At 48.2% G+C, this 17,149-nt stretch carries 12 protein-coding genes; 3 read left to right on the top strand and 9 right to left on the bottom strand.

Translation table 11 applies throughout. The annotated features are described in order from the left end of the window. Nucleotides 1–150 precede the first annotated feature (150 nt). From NIA71_RS00925 to NIA71_RS00915, 3 genes are read left to right on the top strand one after another with little or no spacing between them, the layout of a single operon-like run. Entirely contained in the window at nt 151–2,172 is a 2,022-nt protein-coding gene (locus NIA71_RS00925) for a sigma-54-dependent Fis family transcriptional regulator (RefSeq protein ID WP_253019387.1), read from the top strand. A gap of 49 nt (nt 2,173–2,221) precedes the next feature. Further along, nucleotides 2,222–2,617: a transcriptional regulator GutM gene (locus tag NIA71_RS00920; RefSeq protein WP_253019386.1), complete on the top strand. Its 396-nt coding sequence runs from the start codon at nt 2,222–2,224 to the stop codon at nt 2,615–2,617. A 35-nt stretch (nt 2,618–2,652) separates the two neighbouring features. Continuing rightward, nucleotides 2,653–3,576: an AEC family transporter gene (locus NIA71_RS00915; RefSeq protein ID WP_253019385.1), complete on the top strand. Its 924-nt coding sequence runs from the start codon at nt 2,653–2,655 to the stop codon at nt 3,574–3,576. A gap of 67 nt (nt 3,577–3,643) precedes the next feature. On the opposite strand, the gene NIA71_RS00910 is transcribed toward NIA71_RS00915, so the two are convergent. The 9 genes from NIA71_RS00910 to glnA all read right to left on the bottom strand — a co-directional run bounded on the left by NIA71_RS00910 (nt 3,644) and on the right by glnA (nt 17,135). Beyond that, a complete protein-coding gene (locus tag NIA71_RS00910; RefSeq protein WP_253019384.1) occupies nt 3,644–5,308 on the bottom strand; it encodes an APC family permease in 1,665 nt (554 codons plus the stop codon). A 146-nt stretch (nt 5,309–5,454) separates the two neighbouring features. Beyond that, nucleotides 5,455–6,732 carry a GHKL domain-containing protein gene (locus tag NIA71_RS00905; RefSeq protein ID WP_253019383.1) on the bottom strand — a complete coding sequence of 426 codons (1,278 nt, stop codon included), beginning with the start codon at nt 6,730–6,732 and terminating at the stop codon, nt 5,455–5,457. Continuing rightward, on the bottom strand, nt 6,729–7,547 hold the full coding sequence (locus NIA71_RS00900) for a LytR/AlgR family response regulator transcription factor (RefSeq protein ID WP_148396638.1): 819 nt from the start codon (nt 7,545–7,547) through the stop codon (nt 6,729–6,731). Before NIA71_RS00900 ends, NIA71_RS00905 begins: the two co-directional genes overlap by 4 nt. A 20-nt stretch (nt 7,548–7,567) precedes the next feature. Beyond that, a complete protein-coding gene (gene hpfG / locus NIA71_RS00895) occupies nt 7,568–10,078 on the bottom strand; it encodes a (2S)-3-sulfopropanediol dehydratase (protein WP_253019382.1) in 2,511 nt (836 codons plus the stop codon). Nucleotides 10,079–10,082: 4 nt separating this feature from the next. After that, a complete protein-coding gene (hpfH, locus tag NIA71_RS00890) occupies nt 10,083–11,042 on the bottom strand; it encodes a (2S)-3-sulfopropanediol dehydratase activating enzyme (RefSeq protein ID WP_148396639.1) in 960 nt (319 codons plus the stop codon). 41 nt (nt 11,043–11,083) lie between these two features. Then, nucleotides 11,084–11,860 (bottom strand): epoxyqueuosine reductase, encoded by a 777-nt coding sequence (locus NIA71_RS00885; protein ID WP_253019381.1) that lies wholly within the window; start codon nt 11,858–11,860, stop codon nt 11,084–11,086. 109 nt (nt 11,861–11,969) lie between these two features. Then, a complete protein-coding gene (locus NIA71_RS00880) occupies nt 11,970–13,682 on the bottom strand; it encodes an NADH-dependent [FeFe] hydrogenase, group A6 (RefSeq protein ID WP_253019380.1) in 1,713 nt (570 codons plus the stop codon). After that, nucleotides 13,676–15,526 carry an NAD(P)-binding protein gene (locus NIA71_RS00875; protein ID WP_148396642.1) on the bottom strand — a complete coding sequence of 617 codons (1,851 nt, stop codon included), beginning with the start codon at nt 15,524–15,526 and terminating at the stop codon, nt 13,676–13,678. Before NIA71_RS00875 ends, NIA71_RS00880 begins: the two co-directional genes overlap by 7 nt. A 178-nt stretch (nt 15,527–15,704) precedes the next feature. Continuing rightward, on the bottom strand, nt 15,705–17,135 hold the full coding sequence (gene glnA, locus NIA71_RS00870; protein ID WP_227754895.1) for a type I glutamate--ammonia ligase: 1,431 nt from the start codon (nt 17,133–17,135) through the stop codon (nt 15,705–15,707). Between the last annotated feature and the right edge of the window lie 14 nt (nt 17,136–17,149).

Below are 17,149 nucleotides of genomic sequence, written 5' to 3'. Positions count from 1 at the left end.
TGTGCCAAATCATGCCGCCTTGTGCCACACTGAATTTTTGTGCCAAATTATGCTTTTCATGACACACATTTTCGTTGTTATTATCTGCTGTGCATGGTATAATGAGGACCGTTGGAATACTACTGAATGCGAGCTTATGGAGGTATTGCCATGGCAGAATTTACAAAGGAATATCAATCGCTGTTACAACAAAAATGGCACAAATATATAATAGAAGGTGTGCCTTTTCCGGATACGGACTCCCAGATTCGTGATTTTATCTATGAGTCGTGGAAACGGTCAAAAAAGCAGGGAATTGACCCCTTTGAAGTAAAAAACAAAACACTCTCTCCAGAAGAATTAAATTTGGTTTTGAGGAAAAATGACAATCTGATACAAATCGCCCATCCCTATATCCAGCATCTCTACACCTTCGTCAAAGGCACAAACTTTGTCCTTGCCTTGACCGATGCAAACGGATACGTGTTGGACTTGGTCGGTGATGATAACATGATCCAGGCCCGGACAAAAAAGAGCGGACTAACTGTGGGATGCTGCCGCAGCGAACAATATGCGGGTACAAATGGCATCGGCACCTGTCTCACCGTCGGTCATCCCATCCAGATCTGGGGCGCAGAGCATTACATAAAACCCCATCACAATTATCTTTGTTCCGCAGCGCCTATACGAAACGAAACCGGGAAAATTATTGGATGTCTGGATGTGGTGGGGCCCTTTGACCTGCCCCACACCCACACACTGGCCATGGTCAGCGCTTCTACCGATGGGATTGAAAAAGAAATTAAGATGAAAAAGGCTTACGAAAAAATTGCAGTCATCAATAACCAGATGTCCAGCACCATACAATCCATCTCCTCTGGAATCATCATGATCGATAACCTGGGGATCATTACACAGAATAACAAACGCGCCTGCGATATCCTCGGCCTGGAATACAGTTCCCTTGCCCACAAGAATATTTCAGATATCATAAACATGGAGAGTTCAGGCATTGATCTGACACGAATTGAGAGGGATTTTCAAAACAATGAGGTAACACTGATCACCAAGGCCGGAAGAAAGCTTTCTTTATCCTTATCCGCATCCTGTGTCAACAACGACCAGCAGGAACGAACCGGCACTGTACTGGTCATAGATGAGCTGAAACGAATTCATAAATTGGTAAATAAGATAAGCGGCTTTTCCGCAACCTACACCTTTAATTCCATCCTGGGTGATTCCCAAGCGATTACAGCGGTAAAAGGCGTCGCCCAGGCGGCGGCAGGAAGTACTTCCAATGTGCTGATCCTGGGAGAAAGCGGTACAGGGAAAGAACTTTTGGCACACTCGATCCACAACGCCAGCCAGCGGGCCAACGGACCGTTTATCGCCATCAACTGCGGCTCCCTGCCGAAAGGTTTAGTGGAAAGCGAATTGTTTGGCTACGAAAAGGGCGCTTTCACCGGAGCCAGCAGAGAAGGTCATCCTGGAAAATTCGAACTGGCTGACGGTGGCACAATCTTTCTTGATGAGATTGGCGATATGCCGCTGGACCTGCAGGCCTCGCTGCTCCGCGTTCTGCAGACCAAAGAAATTGTAAGGATTGGTGGAAAGCAAAAGAAACAGATTGATGTGCGGATTATCGCGGCAACCAATGTGGATCTCTATAAATCCGTACAGAAAAAAGAGTTTCGCGATGATTTATATTATCGTCTGGATGTACTGTCCATTCAAATTCCCCCTCTGAGAAAAAGGCCGGAAGACATTCTGCCATTGGCTGATCATTTCATAAACCAGCAAAATAAGATTCTGGGAAAGCAGGCCGTCATACTGGACTCCAACGTAAAAAAAGCGCTGACAAGCTACTCTTGGCCAGGGAACATCCGGGAGCTGGAAAATGTGATCGAGCGGGCGGTCAATCTGACACAGACGGGAGAGATCACCCTCAATGATCTACCGGCAGCCATTACGTCTTATGAAGATGCTCCTTCCCTTGAGGTATCATCAGATACTGAACTTCAGAAGGAACAGCCGCCCGGCGAAAACAAAACTTACGACCTGCTGGTAGAGGCTCTTCGAGCTGAACGGGGCAATGTTTCCAAGCCTTCCATACGTCTGGGCATACCCAAAAGAACGCTATATCGAAGGATTAAGAAATATAAGATTAACATTGACGATTTCAGACTCTTGTAATACATACATATAAATATTTTGTGATCGATGAAAGAAAGGATGGATGATCATGACAACTACTCTACTATCAAATATTTTAATTATTATCGGCGTAATCTGGATTATAGCAGGATACTTTACCTACATGCAGACCATCAAACTCAACAAAGTGGTCCACGAATTGGGAGAAAAAGCGGACCGCCTGTACAGCGGAAAGAACGCCGGCTTCCCGCGGACCAGGAGAATCGCCTTTGCTGCGGCCACAAATTCCGGCACCATCGTAGATGCCCGCATTCTGAAAGCCGCATTTATTTTCAAACCTGCAAAAGTGGTTCCCTTCCCGGAACTGATCGGAAAAAATTTAAATAAGCTGGATCCTTCCGCCATGGGGCTGGATCCATTGATGGAAAAAACCATGTACAATGTTTTAAAAGATTTTCATGCGAGAAATTCAAAAAAAAGATGAGATGATACCGTATCCCAAATTGTGAGGTGACAACTTTGTTAAATGGAATTATCAGTGTATTAGTTGTATTTATTATTTTAGGCGTGGGCTTTTATTTTACAAAAAGAAAAAAGTGGCCCGATAACACCAATAAAGTATTCTCTACCACGGTCGTACAGATCGCAGCCCCTTCCCTTGCTATTGTCAGCATTGAGAACCGTTTTACGCCCGACATGCTGCGGGCGGCATTCTGGAACCTGCTCATAATCGCCGCCAGCCTGTTTTTTATGTACGTTTTGGGGAAACTTCTGTCCAGATTGTTAAAACTGCCTCCAAAAAAACGGGCAGTCTTTGAAACGACCTTTACCTTCAACAATACCATGTTTATCGGTCTGCCTATCAACCAAATCGTCTTCGGCCATGAGGGGCTGCCCTATCTGTTCACCTTTTATCTGGTGACCATCGTTCTCTTCTGGAGCTTAGGCGCCTATACATTATGTAAAGCATCTAATATGGGTGGAAAATCTTTTTCCGCAAAAAAGATTTTCAGCCCTGGCCTGATCGGCGTTTTGATCGGATGCTTATTGGTGGAAATGGAATGGCATCTTCCTGTGATTCTGGAGACGTCCCTCACCTATCTTGGAGATATCTGCGTGCCCCTTTCCCTTTTGGTCATCGGCTCCAATCTCGCCAAGTCCGTGTCGCGGGGCGTGGCCAAAGTCACCAAGGACCAAGTGGTCATTCTGTTGGGGAAATTCATCCTTCACCCGTTGATCATCTGGGGAGCCTTCTCCCTGCTGGGCATCTATGGGCTGCCGCTGAAGGTGTTCATTCTCACCGCCTCCTTGCCATGCCACGCACAGACCGCGATCATGGCGGAATATTACGATCTGGAGGGAGAGTACGCTTCCAATCTGGTGAGCCTGTCCACGCTGATCAGCTTGGTAACGATCCCCATTTATGCCAGCATTCTTTTGTAAAAAAGACCATGAGCTTTCTAATATAGCTTCATGGTCTTTGAATTTTCAAAAAAATTTGTTGCCCTCTTTACTTTCTCTGTGGCTCTACCTTCTTAGAAATAACGAAGAATACTACGGTCGCAATGGCGCATACTGCTGTAAATACGTGAAGACCTGTATCGATAATCGTGGTAATCGTATCCACATTGGCATCCGGCAGCATTCCATCGAAATAGTCGCCGGCTTCCCAGCCGTTCTCATACCAAGGCATGAAGAAACAGGCAATCACATTGAAGATGGATAACAACAGAAGCATAAAGGTTATCTTTCTCGTATCACCGACAGCCAGCTTGGTCTTTTTGTTTGCCGGGAACAGCTGGGGATTTTTCTTGGTGAGCCCGCCGTACCGCCTTCTCCAAATGTAGTACAGAATCGTTCCTGACACCATTCCAATGGCGCCGGCCAGATAACAATCAGACCCGTTTATAAAGAAGGAGAACACAGCGACGCAAATCGGCACGATACAGATGACCGCCAATAATCCCGATCCGCCCGGAATCTTGAATTTATAGTCTTCCTGGGGGATTTTCTTTCTCAATACAATTGCAGAGATATAAACCAGGATATAGGATGCTACCAGCATGGTCACGTCCAATATGATAATAAAACCAAAGGGCAGCATGCACAGAAGCAGGCACACAACAGCAACGGTCGAGATCGCAACATATGGAACGCCATGCTTTTTGTCACATTTGACCAGTATCTGCGGGGCGAGATAGTCATCTGCCAAAGAGAAAAATCCCCTCGACCCGGATGCGATGTATGTATTGAAAATGGAACACTGGGCTAAAATGGCAATGATGACGAAAATTACACCAAAGGCCGGTCCCCAGAAAGTCGCCACCACATCACCGTATCCGACGCCGTCGCCGTCAGGTGTCCAGTTTTGCCACTGTCCCAGCGAACCCAGGCTGGCAATCGTAGGGATGATATAAACGGCCGCGATCAGCGGCACTGTAATCAAGGTTGCCTTGGGAATGACCTGTGGATTGGAAACTTCTCCCGCAATGGTTGACATGGATTCATAGCCCGAATACATCCACATGCCGATGGAAATGCCTCCGGCAATCAGGAAAAACCAATCGCTGATACCGTTTGTTTCTGTGGCCGTCATCTGGAAGGAAACGTCGGTTCCCTCTCCCCAATGGAGGAATCCACAGATCGCAACCAGTCCAAAGGCTGCCATGACCAGAATGGACAGGATCGTGCTTACAACTCCGATATCTTTCACACCTCGGATATTGATATAAACGAAAACAAGAATGATTGTGGCTTTCAATAAAAATTCTTCCGGCCTGCTGAAATTCCATTGTGAAGAGGCATAGCCGCCGGCCAGCACCACATAAGAAACCATATCAATATAAATCGAAACCGTCCTCCACCAACCTGCTTGAAACCCCCAAAATTCTCCAAGGGCTTCCTGTACCCATTTGTAATACCCGCCTTCCTGGGGCCTGGCCGAACCCAGCTCCGATGCCACAAGACTAAAGGGCAGCGCCCAAATCAAAGGCAGAACACAAAGGATTACAATCGTCAAGCCCGGACCGCAGGCGGGAATGATTTCCTCAATTCCATAGCACCCGGCAGCCACTAAGCAAAAAATCATAAATACCACCGTCGAAACTTTTATGTCATGTTTCTTCAGCCCATGATCTCCCACTTCAGCTGCCATCTTTTTTTGAACTTCCGACATAGCTCTAACCTCCTGACAATATATTTAAAACACAATAGGATTATAGAGCTTTCAAAATTTTTTGACAATATTTCTTTCATATGATGATACATTGCGCTTTTAAATGTTGATTCTAATTTAAAAATCACATTTCATCAATAAATACATCATTTCATGCGGATCATAAAGGTAAGTAAATCATCCTCCAAGTAAGATTCCAACGTAAGATTACGCCTTTTCACAATATTCCAAATATTGGCCATCCCGTAGCCTCGATTGCGGCCCTTTGTGCTGAACCCCTGTTTAGTTGCTTTCTTTATCATGCTTTTGCTGAAATCATCCTTTACATAGTTGGTTACTTCTAGGTAGTCCTCTTCCAGACAAATTGCTGCATACCTTTTATATCCCGTTAATTCTTCTGCCGCTTCAAAGGCGTTGTTTAAAAGGTTTGCCAACAGTTGGTTCAGCTCGCTTTCGGACAGATCATAGACGGGAAAAGGCCTTGTTATATAGTAATCAAACTTGATATCGCGGTCTTTGGCAATTCGTGACATTTTCAGAATATACGCGGCAACAACGGAATTATCGCTGATAATGCTTCTTCGGCTTTTGCGGCTTTTATTTGCCTCAGTGATGCTTTCCGCGTATTCAATAATCTGCTCCCTGCATTCAGGGCCGTTTCTTTCTGCGATGCCGATGATTGCATTGAGTTGGTTTTTGTACTCATGCTCCCGTTTATTCAGCTCTTCCGCCAAGTCTTTCAAATGCTCCCCGTACTCACGAATGACTTTGATTTCCTTCTCTTTATGTAAAATATCCACAAAATATTTGATCAAAAACAAATTCATGATAAAGTAGAGAACAGCTAAAAACGAGGTTTTATAATACCCTTCCCAGAACATCATCGAGTTGTCTAAAAATATATTTGACAGCATCACGATGGGGACAGCCATGCTTATGGAGACGATCATGACATAGTTTCGTTTGTTCTGCAGGGTGGCGCTGACTTTCCTGGCAAGACGGTTATCCGTATGCAGAATCAAGTTGCAGAGGATTATTATGGCAAGAAGGCCCGACATGACATAGGAAATTCCCTCCATGTCATAATTTCTGCCAAGGAGCCAGAGGATGCCTGTAACAATCAATTCCAGTAAAAAGGTGGCGGCAGTCCCAAATATTAAATTGCCCACCAGCTCAGAAAGCTTTGCCGGTGATGATAGTTTGAGCATAACTACGCATAGAAATAAAAAAATGACAGGGATAAAAGAAGCTTCAAAATAGTCCAAAACAGAAACAAGAAATGATACGCACAGGCTCCCTAGCAGCAGGGTCCTGACTTTTATCCGGCCTTCCCCGCCAAGGATGCTGCTGAAACTGAAGATGGACAACACTTCTAAAAAGGAGCGCAGCCAATAAATGCACCAGCTGACAGAAAGGTCGATCATCCTTCATCATCCTTTCTGTCATTTATTGCAGCAAAAACACTGTCCTTATAAGTCTTTGACAGCATGCATTTCGTGCTGTCTGTTTGTTTGATATCTTTAAAAAGGATATCCCAGGACCGGTAATCGATCTTTTTAATTTGATCAACTTTCCGGATATTCACCGCATAGGATTTATGGCATCGCAGGAAATCAGGCGAATCTACCGTTTCGATAAAAGCGTCAAATTTCATTTTGACGCCGCTTATCGTTCGATCCGCCAGATAGACAGTGATCGTCCTCCCGCTTATTTCTGCGAATAAAATATCATCGTATTTTACGATAAAAATATCTTCTTTTGTTTCGAGAAAAACAACTTTCTCTTTCTCCAAAGCCGGCCTACTATTTCTGTTCTTTTGCCGGGCGAGCCCTTTAAGCAGAGGTTTCATCACCTGATTGAAGGTGCTCCGCATAAAGGGTTTTTTAATATAATCATAGCAGTGGTATTTTCTGTGGGCCATCAGCGGGTTGGCGTCGGTCCCTGTAATGAATACGATTGGCAGCAGCGAACCTTCTTCCATATTTCTGATTCGGTTGGCCAGAGAAAATCCGTTCATATCCGGAAGTTCCACATCCAGCAGAACAAGGTCGATCTGGCTTTCGTGGATCATTTCCAGCGCTTTAAAGGCTTTTCCCGCTTTATAAATGTTCAGCCCCGTGTCCAGTTCTTTCAAACTATCACATACATATTCCATATCATCGTAATTATCTTCTACCACCAAAAGATTTAGTGCTGCTCTTTCCCCGGCGGCGGTTTGATCTGTTTCCGATTTCCTCATACTTTGTCCTTCACACCGGCTTAAAACGATAGCTCCGTCCGATTGATCAAATCCATCTGAAGCGGTTTTCCCAGCTCTACGAAGTATGCGCTGTATCCGGCTACCCGAACCAGCATATCCTTGTAGTCCTCCGGTTTTTTCATCGCCGCTCTCATCATTTCCGTACTCATGATATTGAACTGGCAATGCATGGCTTTTTTGGCGAAATAGGTATCAATAAAACTGATCAGGTTTTCCCGGCCTGTTTTGCCCGCCACGCATTCAGGCGGAAACTTCCAGTTGAGCAACGTCCCGTTGGTGGCTCTGCTGTGGTCTACCTTTGTCACCGAGTTGGAAATGGCGGTGGGTCCGTAGATATCGTGGGAAGCGGCGCTGGTATGCACCGGCCCCATATTGTCGGAAAGAGGTTCCCGGCTTTTTCTTCCGTCCAGAGATGCTCCCAGATCCAGGCCCAGTCCCACGTTGGCGTTTACCGTATATACGCCCGGGCAGAAGGTTCCGCCTCTGGGATTTTTCCGCCCTTCAATGTTGCGGCAGTAGCAGTTGAATACTTCTTTAAAGAAGTTATCCGCATAATCATCATCATTGCCATAGTGATGAACCTTGCTGCTGTTAACAAGGGCATAGAGCACGTCGTGGCCGTCCCAGTTATCCCGGATTGCCTGCAGCAGCTCTTGGCCGGTATATCTGCCTTCATCAAAGACCAGCTGGCTGATTACGGACAGGGTGTCGGCGCAAGTGGCGATTCCGCTGGCCTGGGGTCCGGTGAAATTATATCTGGCTCCCCCTTCGGAAAGGTCTTTGCCCTTATCAATGCAATCATTGAAAAATGCCGACGCGTATGGAAGCGGCTTTCGCTCTCTGTGGGCCTCGTCGATCACATTAATTCCCTGACACATCTGGTCTGTCCAGAATTTCATCTGTTTATCAAAGCTCTCCAGCACTTGGCCGATATTCTGGAAATCCGCCAGGCTGCCGGTATCGGGCCCCAGGGTCCTTCCTATGGCAGCGCATTTGGCATATCTGGGACACTGGTCGCTGCAATCGATGCAGGCTCCGCCGTTGAGAGCCAGCTCCATGACTTTGGCGATATTCATATAGGCAGAATCATGGAATCCGTATTCATAACCGGGCAGATCCGGCTCCACGCATCCAACCACTTCATAATTTCGCGCTTCTTTCAAAGTCATGCCTTTTTTGAGCATGACCTCAATGGTAGGCACGTCATTGAAGAGCTTGGGATGTCCGTATCCGGCCCGGATGCATTCCACAGCCTTTACTTTCAACTCATACGGTGTGTTTTCATGCATTCTAACGCATACCCACGGGTTCATCATTCTGGTGTGAGCCGATGCCTCCAAAAGCATGAAGGTCAGGTCGTTGGAAGCGTCGTTTCCATCCTCGTTTACGCCTCCAATGGTCAGGCTTTCTCCGCCCCAGCCGCGGCCGCTTCTCACCTCTACCGTCATCTTATCCTTCAGCTTGGACGGATTTCCGGTCTTAACATAGGCTGTTTCCAAAAGCTCTTGGGCGAATTCCTTGGTGATCACACCCTGCTCCATATCTTTTTTGTAGTAGGGATACAGCCATTGGTCCATTCTTCCATAGGAGATGGAATGGCCGTTGGATTCGATCTGGGTAATGGTGGTAGCAAAATGCCACAGCTGGACGGCCTGCCACATGGTCCTGGCCGGTCCGCCCGCGATCTGATTGCAGTTTTCCGCGATTTGCAGCAGCTCTTGTTTTCTGCCGGGGTTTTGCTCCCTTTCCGCACGTGAGGCGGCTAATTGGGCGTACCGCCTAATATATGCGCAGGCCGCCTTCAGCTCGATCTCCATGGCCTGGTAAAAGTCACGTTTTTCCTCAAAATCGGCATCGCCGGAGTCCAGGGTTTCCAGTTTCTGCCGCACCTGGGCCAGATAACCGTCATAACCTTGTTCCAGCAGCTGAGGATAATCCAGAACAAAATGACCTACTCCCGCAAAGTGGTAAAGATTGGTCATGTAAACCTTTTTGCCCAGTTCGCTGCCCTTTTTCTCATCCTCGGTCAGACGGGCATTCACCAAGTCTTCTACCGTTTTGCCTCTCCAAAATTCTAAGATCTCCAGAAGCTCGTCCCGGTCCTCGTCTGTGATATAGAATTTATCGTGGGCCCGCTGGTCGAAGGGGTGATGCTTCAATTCATCGATGATCCATTTTACGGAAAACTCCGGATAAATGGGTGCTGCTTTGGCTGGAGCGGCTACTTCCCCTACGATCAGTTCTTCATCGTAAAGATCGATGGCCACATGCTCCAGTATATTTTCCAGCGCATAAGCGGTTTTCAGCTTTGCGGACATATCAGGGTTGTTTTTGTATACTTGTGTAATCAGCCGGGCCCTTTGTATATCGATATTGAATTCCCGGTCGAGGAATTGTTTCCGGAGCCGGTTTACCCGTCCGTAAGGGGAAAAATCGTCGTGGCCTACCCGGTAGCCAACTCCGTAGCTCTGGTCGTAGCGCTCTGTACCGCACGGTTTCACTTGGTTCATTTTATCATTCTCCTATCTCTTTGGCAGTCGTTCCGACCATACATTTGACGCCTCTGCCATTAAAATACTTCGCTAATTCTTCTATATGCTGCTGGAACTGATTCCGGTCCAAATCCACACCGCTCATGGGATAAGGCCTGCCCAGGGAAGCGTATTTTTCTTCTCCCAGGCGCATGAAGGCCAGCAGTTGGAGCAGCATGACCCGGTTTCCCAGCTCATTTTGTATAAAATCGCAGGTTGCTCGAATATTCTCCCAATGGTCATTGACTCCCGGGATCACCGGAATACGAATTATCAGTTCTTTTCCCTGCTGAGACAATTTTTTTAAGTTTTCCAGAATCCTTTCGTTGGAAATTCCTGTATGCTGCTCGTGAATCCGGGCATCCATATGCTTGAGATCGGTAATCACCAGGTCCGTATGGGGCAGAACCCTTTCGATCACCCTCCAGTCCGTACAAAAAGTGGATTCCAGACAGGTATGTATCTGATTTTCATGGCAGCGCTCAAAGAGTTCGGCAACAAATTGGCTATGGAGCAGGGGCTCGCCGCCGGAAACCGTCACCCCGCCCCGGGAACTGCGGTAATACTCTTCATCCCGCAGAATGATATCCATGGCTTCATCCACGGTCATTTCCTGTCCCCATTGCTTGATGGCATCCGCTGGACACTGGCCGCCGCATTCCATACAGTTGATACACTTGGTGCGGTCAATGGAAACCAGTTTGTTTTCTTTGAATACCAGGCTGCCCGGAACCGGACAAACCCTTTCACAAAACCCGCATTTGTCAGCTCCCAGACATTTGGAAGCATAGACTCCCGGAACAATGGATCCCGACTGGCTTTCCGGGTTGCCGCACCATCTGCAGGACAGCGGGCAGCCTTTCAGAAACAGTTCTGTGCGAATTCCAGGGCCGTCGTGGATGGTAAAACGCTGTATATTAAAGACAATGGCTTTTTTGGTCATACACTGCTAACCTTTCTATTTTCAGTCTGTAAAGCCGCTCATTAGAGAAACGCACAAGGCATGCCTGCTACGCATTTTCCACAGACTTCGCTGCCTGTATCTTCAGCAGGCTGTCCGGCGGCGGAAGCGTAGGAATTTCCGTATCCAGTATAGATTTGGGCGTTTTCCCGGCAGACTTGAAAGCACCGCTCCCGATCAAATCCTTCCCGGGTCAGAGCTCCCGACGGGCATCGGTCCACACAAAGCCCGCATTTTCCAGATCGTTTGTAAAGGCAAAGTTCTTCTTCCATCGGACGGTCAGGCGGGACGTCCAGGTCGGTGACAATCGTGTTAATTCGGCCGCAGCAGCCTTTTTTGGTGATCAGCATATTGTTGAGCCCAAAGGTACCGAGGCCAGCCTCATAGGCGATATGTCGCTGCGACCAATTGCTGATCAGCTGCTCCCGGTTGAATGCTCCCGCTTCCTGGGAAACGGCGGCCCGATAGCCTTTATCCGCCAGAATTTTAATCAGATAGCGGTTCAGTTCCACAAACATGGCGTTGGTTTCTTCGTAGGCAAGGGCCCACTGGGGCGATGCGATTCCATGTCCAATATTGGTCTCTGCCATTTCCTTTTGAAAGGGAACAAAATATGCCAGGATCACCGTCGGATTTGGGATCACGTCGCTTCCGGAGGCATGCTGCGGCGAAATTACCTGCTTGAGCCGGCTCAGATCCGCATCCGCGAAGCCTGCAAGCGGCTCTCCCCATTTTGTTTCGATCTTTTTTTCATAACGACCGATGAATCCTTGGATTTCATTCCTGAGAAATTGTTTCATTTATGGCACCTCCGCCCTTTATTTTACCAAAAAATATGACAAAGCGAAAGGTTCGCTTTGTCATTATTATGAATACTGGTTTTCATTTTTGGTTTTTTTACTCGATCTCCTACTGTTCCAAACTTGTATGGAGCAATTCATGGGACCGTTTGGATAGAGGTTTGCCCAGATATTCCTCGTACGTCATCTGTACTGCAGGGTTCTCATGGGAAAAACGGCTATCAGCCACACTGTCCAGGCCGTAAAGAATTTTTCCTCTGTCCGCAGCCATGTCCGCACCGTCTTGAATCGGCTGACCGCCGCCGCCGGCGCAGCCGCCCGGGCAGGCCATGATTTCCACAAAATCGTAGCTGACCTGGCCGCTCTTGATGGATTCCAGCAGTTTTCTGGCATTGCCCAGACCGCTGACAACAGCCACATGCACCGGCACGCCTTCAATTTCAAAGACGGAAGATTTCCATCCTTTCGGGCCTCGGACTCTTTTAAAGGCATCCGGCTTTGAGTTTTTGCCGGTAATCAGATAATAGGCGCTGCGCAAAGCAGCTTCCATGACTCCGCCGCTGGCTCCGAATATCAGACCGGCGCCTGTTCCCTGTCCAAACATTTCATCAAAGGTTTCGTCTTTCAGATCCTCTGCTTTGATTCGGTCGGCGCGGATCATCCGGCTCAGCTCCCTTGTTGTCAGCACCAGATCCACATCTTTTTCCATTCCTGTATCGTTAACCTGCCTTACATCGCATTCGAATTTTTTCGAAACACAAGGCATGATGGAAACGCAGAATATTTTCTCCGGATCCAGCCCCAGCTTTCGGGCGATGTACGTCTTGGACATAGCTCCGAACATCTGCTGCGGCGACTTGGCCGTTGACAAGTATTCCACGAATTCCGGATACTGACTGCGCACGAAACGCAGCCATCCCGGGCAGCAGGAAGTGAACATGGGCCATTTATTGTCGTTCTTATTTTGGAATTTTTCCAGAAATTCGCTTCCTTCTTCCATGATCGTCAGATCGGCTGTGTAGACGGTATCGAATATGTAATCAAATCCCACTTGGCGCAGCGCACTGACCAATTTTCCAGTGGTACTCTCCTCTTTGCCCAGTCCGATTCCTTCTCCCCAGGCTGTGCGCACAGCCGGAGCAATCTGGACCATGGTGATTTTTTCAGGATCCGCCAGAGCTTCAAAGACTTTATCCACATCATCTCTTGCCCGCAGCGCGCCCACCGGACAATGGGTAATGCATTGGCCGCACAGAGAGCAATCCGCTTCCTGAATAGGTATATTGCCGCTCACTTCCACGGTAGTCCGAAAGCCGCTTCCCGACACATTCCACACCTGCATGTCCTGGATCTTATCGCATACTTGGATGCAGCGCATGCACTTGATACATTTGGAAGCTTCCCGGATCATGGGGAACCGCTTGTCCCACCGGTTGCGCTCCGCAATCAATTCGTAGGGGATTTCCAAAATTCCCAAATCATTGGCGATTGTCTGCAAAGAACAGTTTCCGCTGCGGACACAAGTCGCGCATTTGCCGTCGTGGTCGGAAAGGATCAGCTGCACATTGATTTTTCGTGTCGCGCGGACTCTGGGGCTGTTGGTGTAGATCACCATTCCCTCTTCTGCCGGTGTATTGCATGCTGTAACCAGCTTTTCCATGCCTTCCAGCTCCACGATGCAAACTCTGCATGCTCCGATGTCGTTGATATCCTTCAGGTAGCACAGGTGCGGAATCTCAATGCCCACTTCCCGGGCAGCCTGCATGATGGTAGTACCTTCCGGCACGGTTACCTTTTGGTCGTTTATCGTCAATTTTACCATTTTTCCACTCTCCCCCCTTTAAAAGATCCGAAGCCGAAGTAATCGCACCGCAGGCAGCGGGATGCCTCTTGGGCAGCTTCTTCCGCAGTCATACCCTGTTCAATCGCCAGGAAGTCATTGCCCCGTTCTCTTGCATAGCGCAGCTTCAGTTCCATTCTTCCGCAAGGTTTTTTGTCCATGATCCGCGGTTCCGGAATCTGAACATCTACCTCGATCTCATGATGGTAACCCAGATAATTATCGATATTGGCTGCCGCGACTTTTCCCGCGGCAATGGCATTGATCGCAGTGGATGGTCCTGTTACGCAGTCCCCGCCGGCAAAGACCCCTTCCATGGTCTCGATCTGGCTGGAGCTGCTGGCGGAAATACTGCCTTTCGCTACTGGAACGCCGCAGTTTTCGAAACTGTGCGATTCAATTCCTTGTCCAATGGCGGAAATGATAATCTGGCAGGGGATACATTCCTCTTCCGCCTGCGCGTCGATAGGTCTGGGACGCCCGGAGTTGTCCGCTTCCCCGGCAAGCTGGGGTTTTACCCACAAGGCTTTGACTCTGCCTTCCTGGGTGGATTCGATTTTTGCCGGAGCTTTCAGCTGAAGAAGATCGCAGCCTTCGGCAATGGCGCCTTCGATCTCCTCATCCAAGGCGGTCATATCGTTTCGCCGGCGCCGATATACAATAGTCACTTCTGATGCTCCCAGCCGTTTTGCTGTCCGTGCCACATCCATTGCTACATTGCCGCCGCCGATTACGGCGACCGCTTTGTTTTTAAAATCCGGCATCGCATCATCGCCGATGCCCCGCAGCATCTCCACGGCCGGAATGACTCCTTTTGAGAATTCGCCTTCAATTCCCATTTCCTTATAGGTATGTGCTCCGATTCCGATATATACGGCATCATATTCTGCCCGGATGGCCTGAATGTTTTCTGCGTCATTTACATCAAAATCTGTCTTGACTTCAACGCCCGCAGAAAGGATCGCATCGATGTCATACTGGAGACGCTCCCTCGGCAGCCGGTAATTGGGAATTCCATATCGGAGCATCCCTCCCAGCTGACTGCGTTTTTCAAACACTGTCGCTTTATGCCCCATGATGGAAAGAAAATATGCCGCCGAAAGTCCTGTGGGTCCGCCGCCGATAATAGCCACCCGTTTTCCGGTATCGTCCATTTTTTCCGGTACTTCTACCGGTCCGCTGTTATCAACCGCATAACGCTTCAAGCCCCTGATATTGATGGGCGCATCGATCAGATTTCTTCTGCATCTGGCTTCGCACGGATGCTCGCAGATCAATGCGCATACGGTGGGAAAGGGATTGTCTTTCCGAATCAGCCTCACTGCGTCCTCGTATCGGCCTTCCAGTACCAGCGCGCTGTATCCCGGAACGTCCACGCCGGCCGGGCAGAGAGCCACGCAGGGCACCGGCTGTTTTCCCTTCTGTATGTCTTCGGTGCAGCGGTTGCGCAGGGCGTGCTCCTCATAGTCGTCCCGAAAACCAGAAAGTCCCCGCAGCACCATATTGGCTGCCTCCGTGCCGATGGCACAGTCAGCAGAATCGCGTATGGCGACAGCCGTATTTTCAATTAAATCCAGTGTATCCAAAGAAGTTTCTTCGCTCAAGTCCAAAAGGTCATCGATCAGGTTCAGCATCTGCCCCAGTCCCACTCTGCAGGGAACGCATTTGCCGCAGGTTTGTGCGTGGCACAGCTTTAAAAAAGATGCTGCCATATCCACCGGGCACTGTCCCGGCGGACTGGCAACAATTCTCCGCTCCAGGTCCTGATACAGGCCCTCTATTACCATTTGTGACTGGTCTCTCGTTTTAATATCAAGTCTGCTCATCAAAACTCCTTTCATTTTCGCATTATTCCCAAAATACATAATTATCAGAATATATTGCTTTATATCATATCTTCTTTTTTCTTTCATGTAAAGAGTGATTTTTATTTTTCTCTGGATTTTGTGAAAAAAAATACAAGGCTGCCAGCGGCAGCCCTGCTTGGGTTGATCGGATTATAAATTAAAGATCGTAATACATGTCAAATTCCATCGGTGTCGGCATTAAGCTGTGCTTTTTGGTCTCCGCCCGCTTATTGATCAGCCAGATTTCGATGAGCTTTTCCGGGAACACGCCGCCTTCGGTGAGGAAAGCGTGGTCTTCTTCCAGAGCATCCAGTGCTTCGTCCAGAGTTCTCGGCAGGCTCTTGATCTTTTTCTTTTCTTCTTCGGTCAGATTGTAAAGGTTGATGTCATATGGACCATACCCTTCCGCTACCGGATCGATTTTGTTCTTGATTCCGTCGCATCCCGCCATCAGAATGGCAGAGAAGGCGTAATACGGGTTGCAGGTGCCGTCCGGGTTGCGGATTTCAAAGCGCTTTTTGTCCGGATCCTTGGCGTATGCAGGAACACGGATGACCGAGCTTCTGTTGGCCGTGGCAAAACCGATGGTAACCGGAGCTTCATATCCCGGTACCAGACGCTTGAAGGAGTTGGTGCTGGGGTTGGTGAAGGCGCACAGCGCGCGAATATGTCTTAAAATACCACCCATGAAATAGAGCGCTTCCTGGGAAAGCTGGGAATACCCGTCTTTATCGTAGAAGAGCGGTTCTCCTCCTTTGAACAGCTGCATGTGGACGTGCATACCGTTGCCGGCCTCATCAAAGATTGGCTTGGGCATGAAAGTCGCTGTTTTTCCCTCAGCAATGGCTTCATTTTTAATGAGATATTTGGTCATCATTGTCTTATCGGCCATTTCCGTTACAGAACCGAATTCCACTTCGATCTCAAGTTGTCCCGGTCCTCCAACTTCGTGATGGTGGTACTTGACGCGGATTCCCTGCTTTTCCATCAGCATGCAGACCCTGCTTCTGAAATCATAAAGCACGTCCTGCGGGGGCGCCATGTGATAGCCGCCCTTGTGGGGCATCTTGTATCCCAGGTTAAAGTCCCGGTCCTCTTTATTCCATTCGGCCTGCTCCGTATCAATATAATAGCTGGATTCATTGGGCGCGGTGGAATAGCTTACGTGGTCAAATACATGGAACTCATATTCCGGTCCGATTTTCATCTCATCAGCAATGCCCGACTCCATCAGATAGTTTTCTGCGTGTTTGGCTACATTTCTTGGGTCCTGGTCAAAGGGCCGGTTGTTGGGCACATCGATCACATATACATCGCCGATCATGGCCAGAGTCGGGATTTCCATGAAAGGATCGACATAAGAAGTCGAAAGATCCGGGATAAATACCATATCGCTCTTTTCTACCGGCGCAAAACCATAGTTGCTTCCGTCAAACCCAATACCGTTTTTAAAGGTATCTTCTGTAAAACGATCTACAGGAATTGTCAGGTGCCTCCATCTGCCGTTTAAGTCGATCATCATAAAATCGACCATCTGAATTCGCTTTTCTTCTATAAATCGTTTTGCTTCTACGAGTGAATTAAACATGCAAAGTTCTCCTT

Origin of the sequence: Ihubacter massiliensis, from assembly GCF_024125305.1 — a bacterium.
GTDB classification, from domain to species: Bacteria; Bacillota; Clostridia; order Peptostreptococcales; family Anaerovoracaceae; genus Hominibacterium; species Hominibacterium faecale.
This window is presented reverse-complemented; position numbering and strand designations above follow the sequence as displayed.

Coding starts and splice junctions, on each gene's coding strand:
- NIA71_RS00925 (WP_253019387.1), top strand. CDS start 151: ATGGCAGAATTTACAAAGGAATATCAATCGCTGTTACAACAAAAATGG.
- NIA71_RS00900 (WP_148396638.1), bottom strand. CDS start 7,547: ATGAGGAAATCGGAAACAGATCAAACCGCCGCCGGGGAAAGAGCAGCA.
- NIA71_RS00920 (WP_253019386.1), top strand. CDS start 2,222: ATGACAACTACTCTACTATCAAATATTTTAATTATTATCGGCGTAATC.
- NIA71_RS00905 (WP_253019383.1), bottom strand. CDS start 6,732: ATGATCGACCTTTCTGTCAGCTGGTGCATTTATTGGCTGCGCTCCTTT.
- glnA (WP_227754895.1), bottom strand. CDS start 17,135: ATGTTTAATTCACTCGTAGAAGCAAAACGATTTATAGAAGAAAAGCGA.
- NIA71_RS00875 (WP_148396642.1), bottom strand. CDS start 15,526: ATGAGCAGACTTGATATTAAAACGAGAGACCAGTCACAAATGGTAATA.
- hpfG (WP_253019382.1), bottom strand. CDS start 10,078: ATGAACCAAGTGAAACCGTGCGGTACAGAGCGCTACGACCAGAGCTAC.
- hpfH (WP_148396639.1), bottom strand. CDS start 11,042: ATGACCAAAAAAGCCATTGTCTTTAATATACAGCGTTTTACCATCCAC.
- NIA71_RS00885 (WP_253019381.1), bottom strand. CDS start 11,860: ATGAAACAATTTCTCAGGAATGAAATCCAAGGATTCATCGGTCGTTAT.
- NIA71_RS00880 (WP_253019380.1), bottom strand. CDS start 13,682: ATGGTAAAATTGACGATAAACGACCAAAAGGTAACCGTGCCGGAAGGT.
- NIA71_RS00910 (WP_253019384.1), bottom strand. CDS start 5,308: ATGTCGGAAGTTCAAAAAAAGATGGCAGCTGAAGTGGGAGATCATGGG.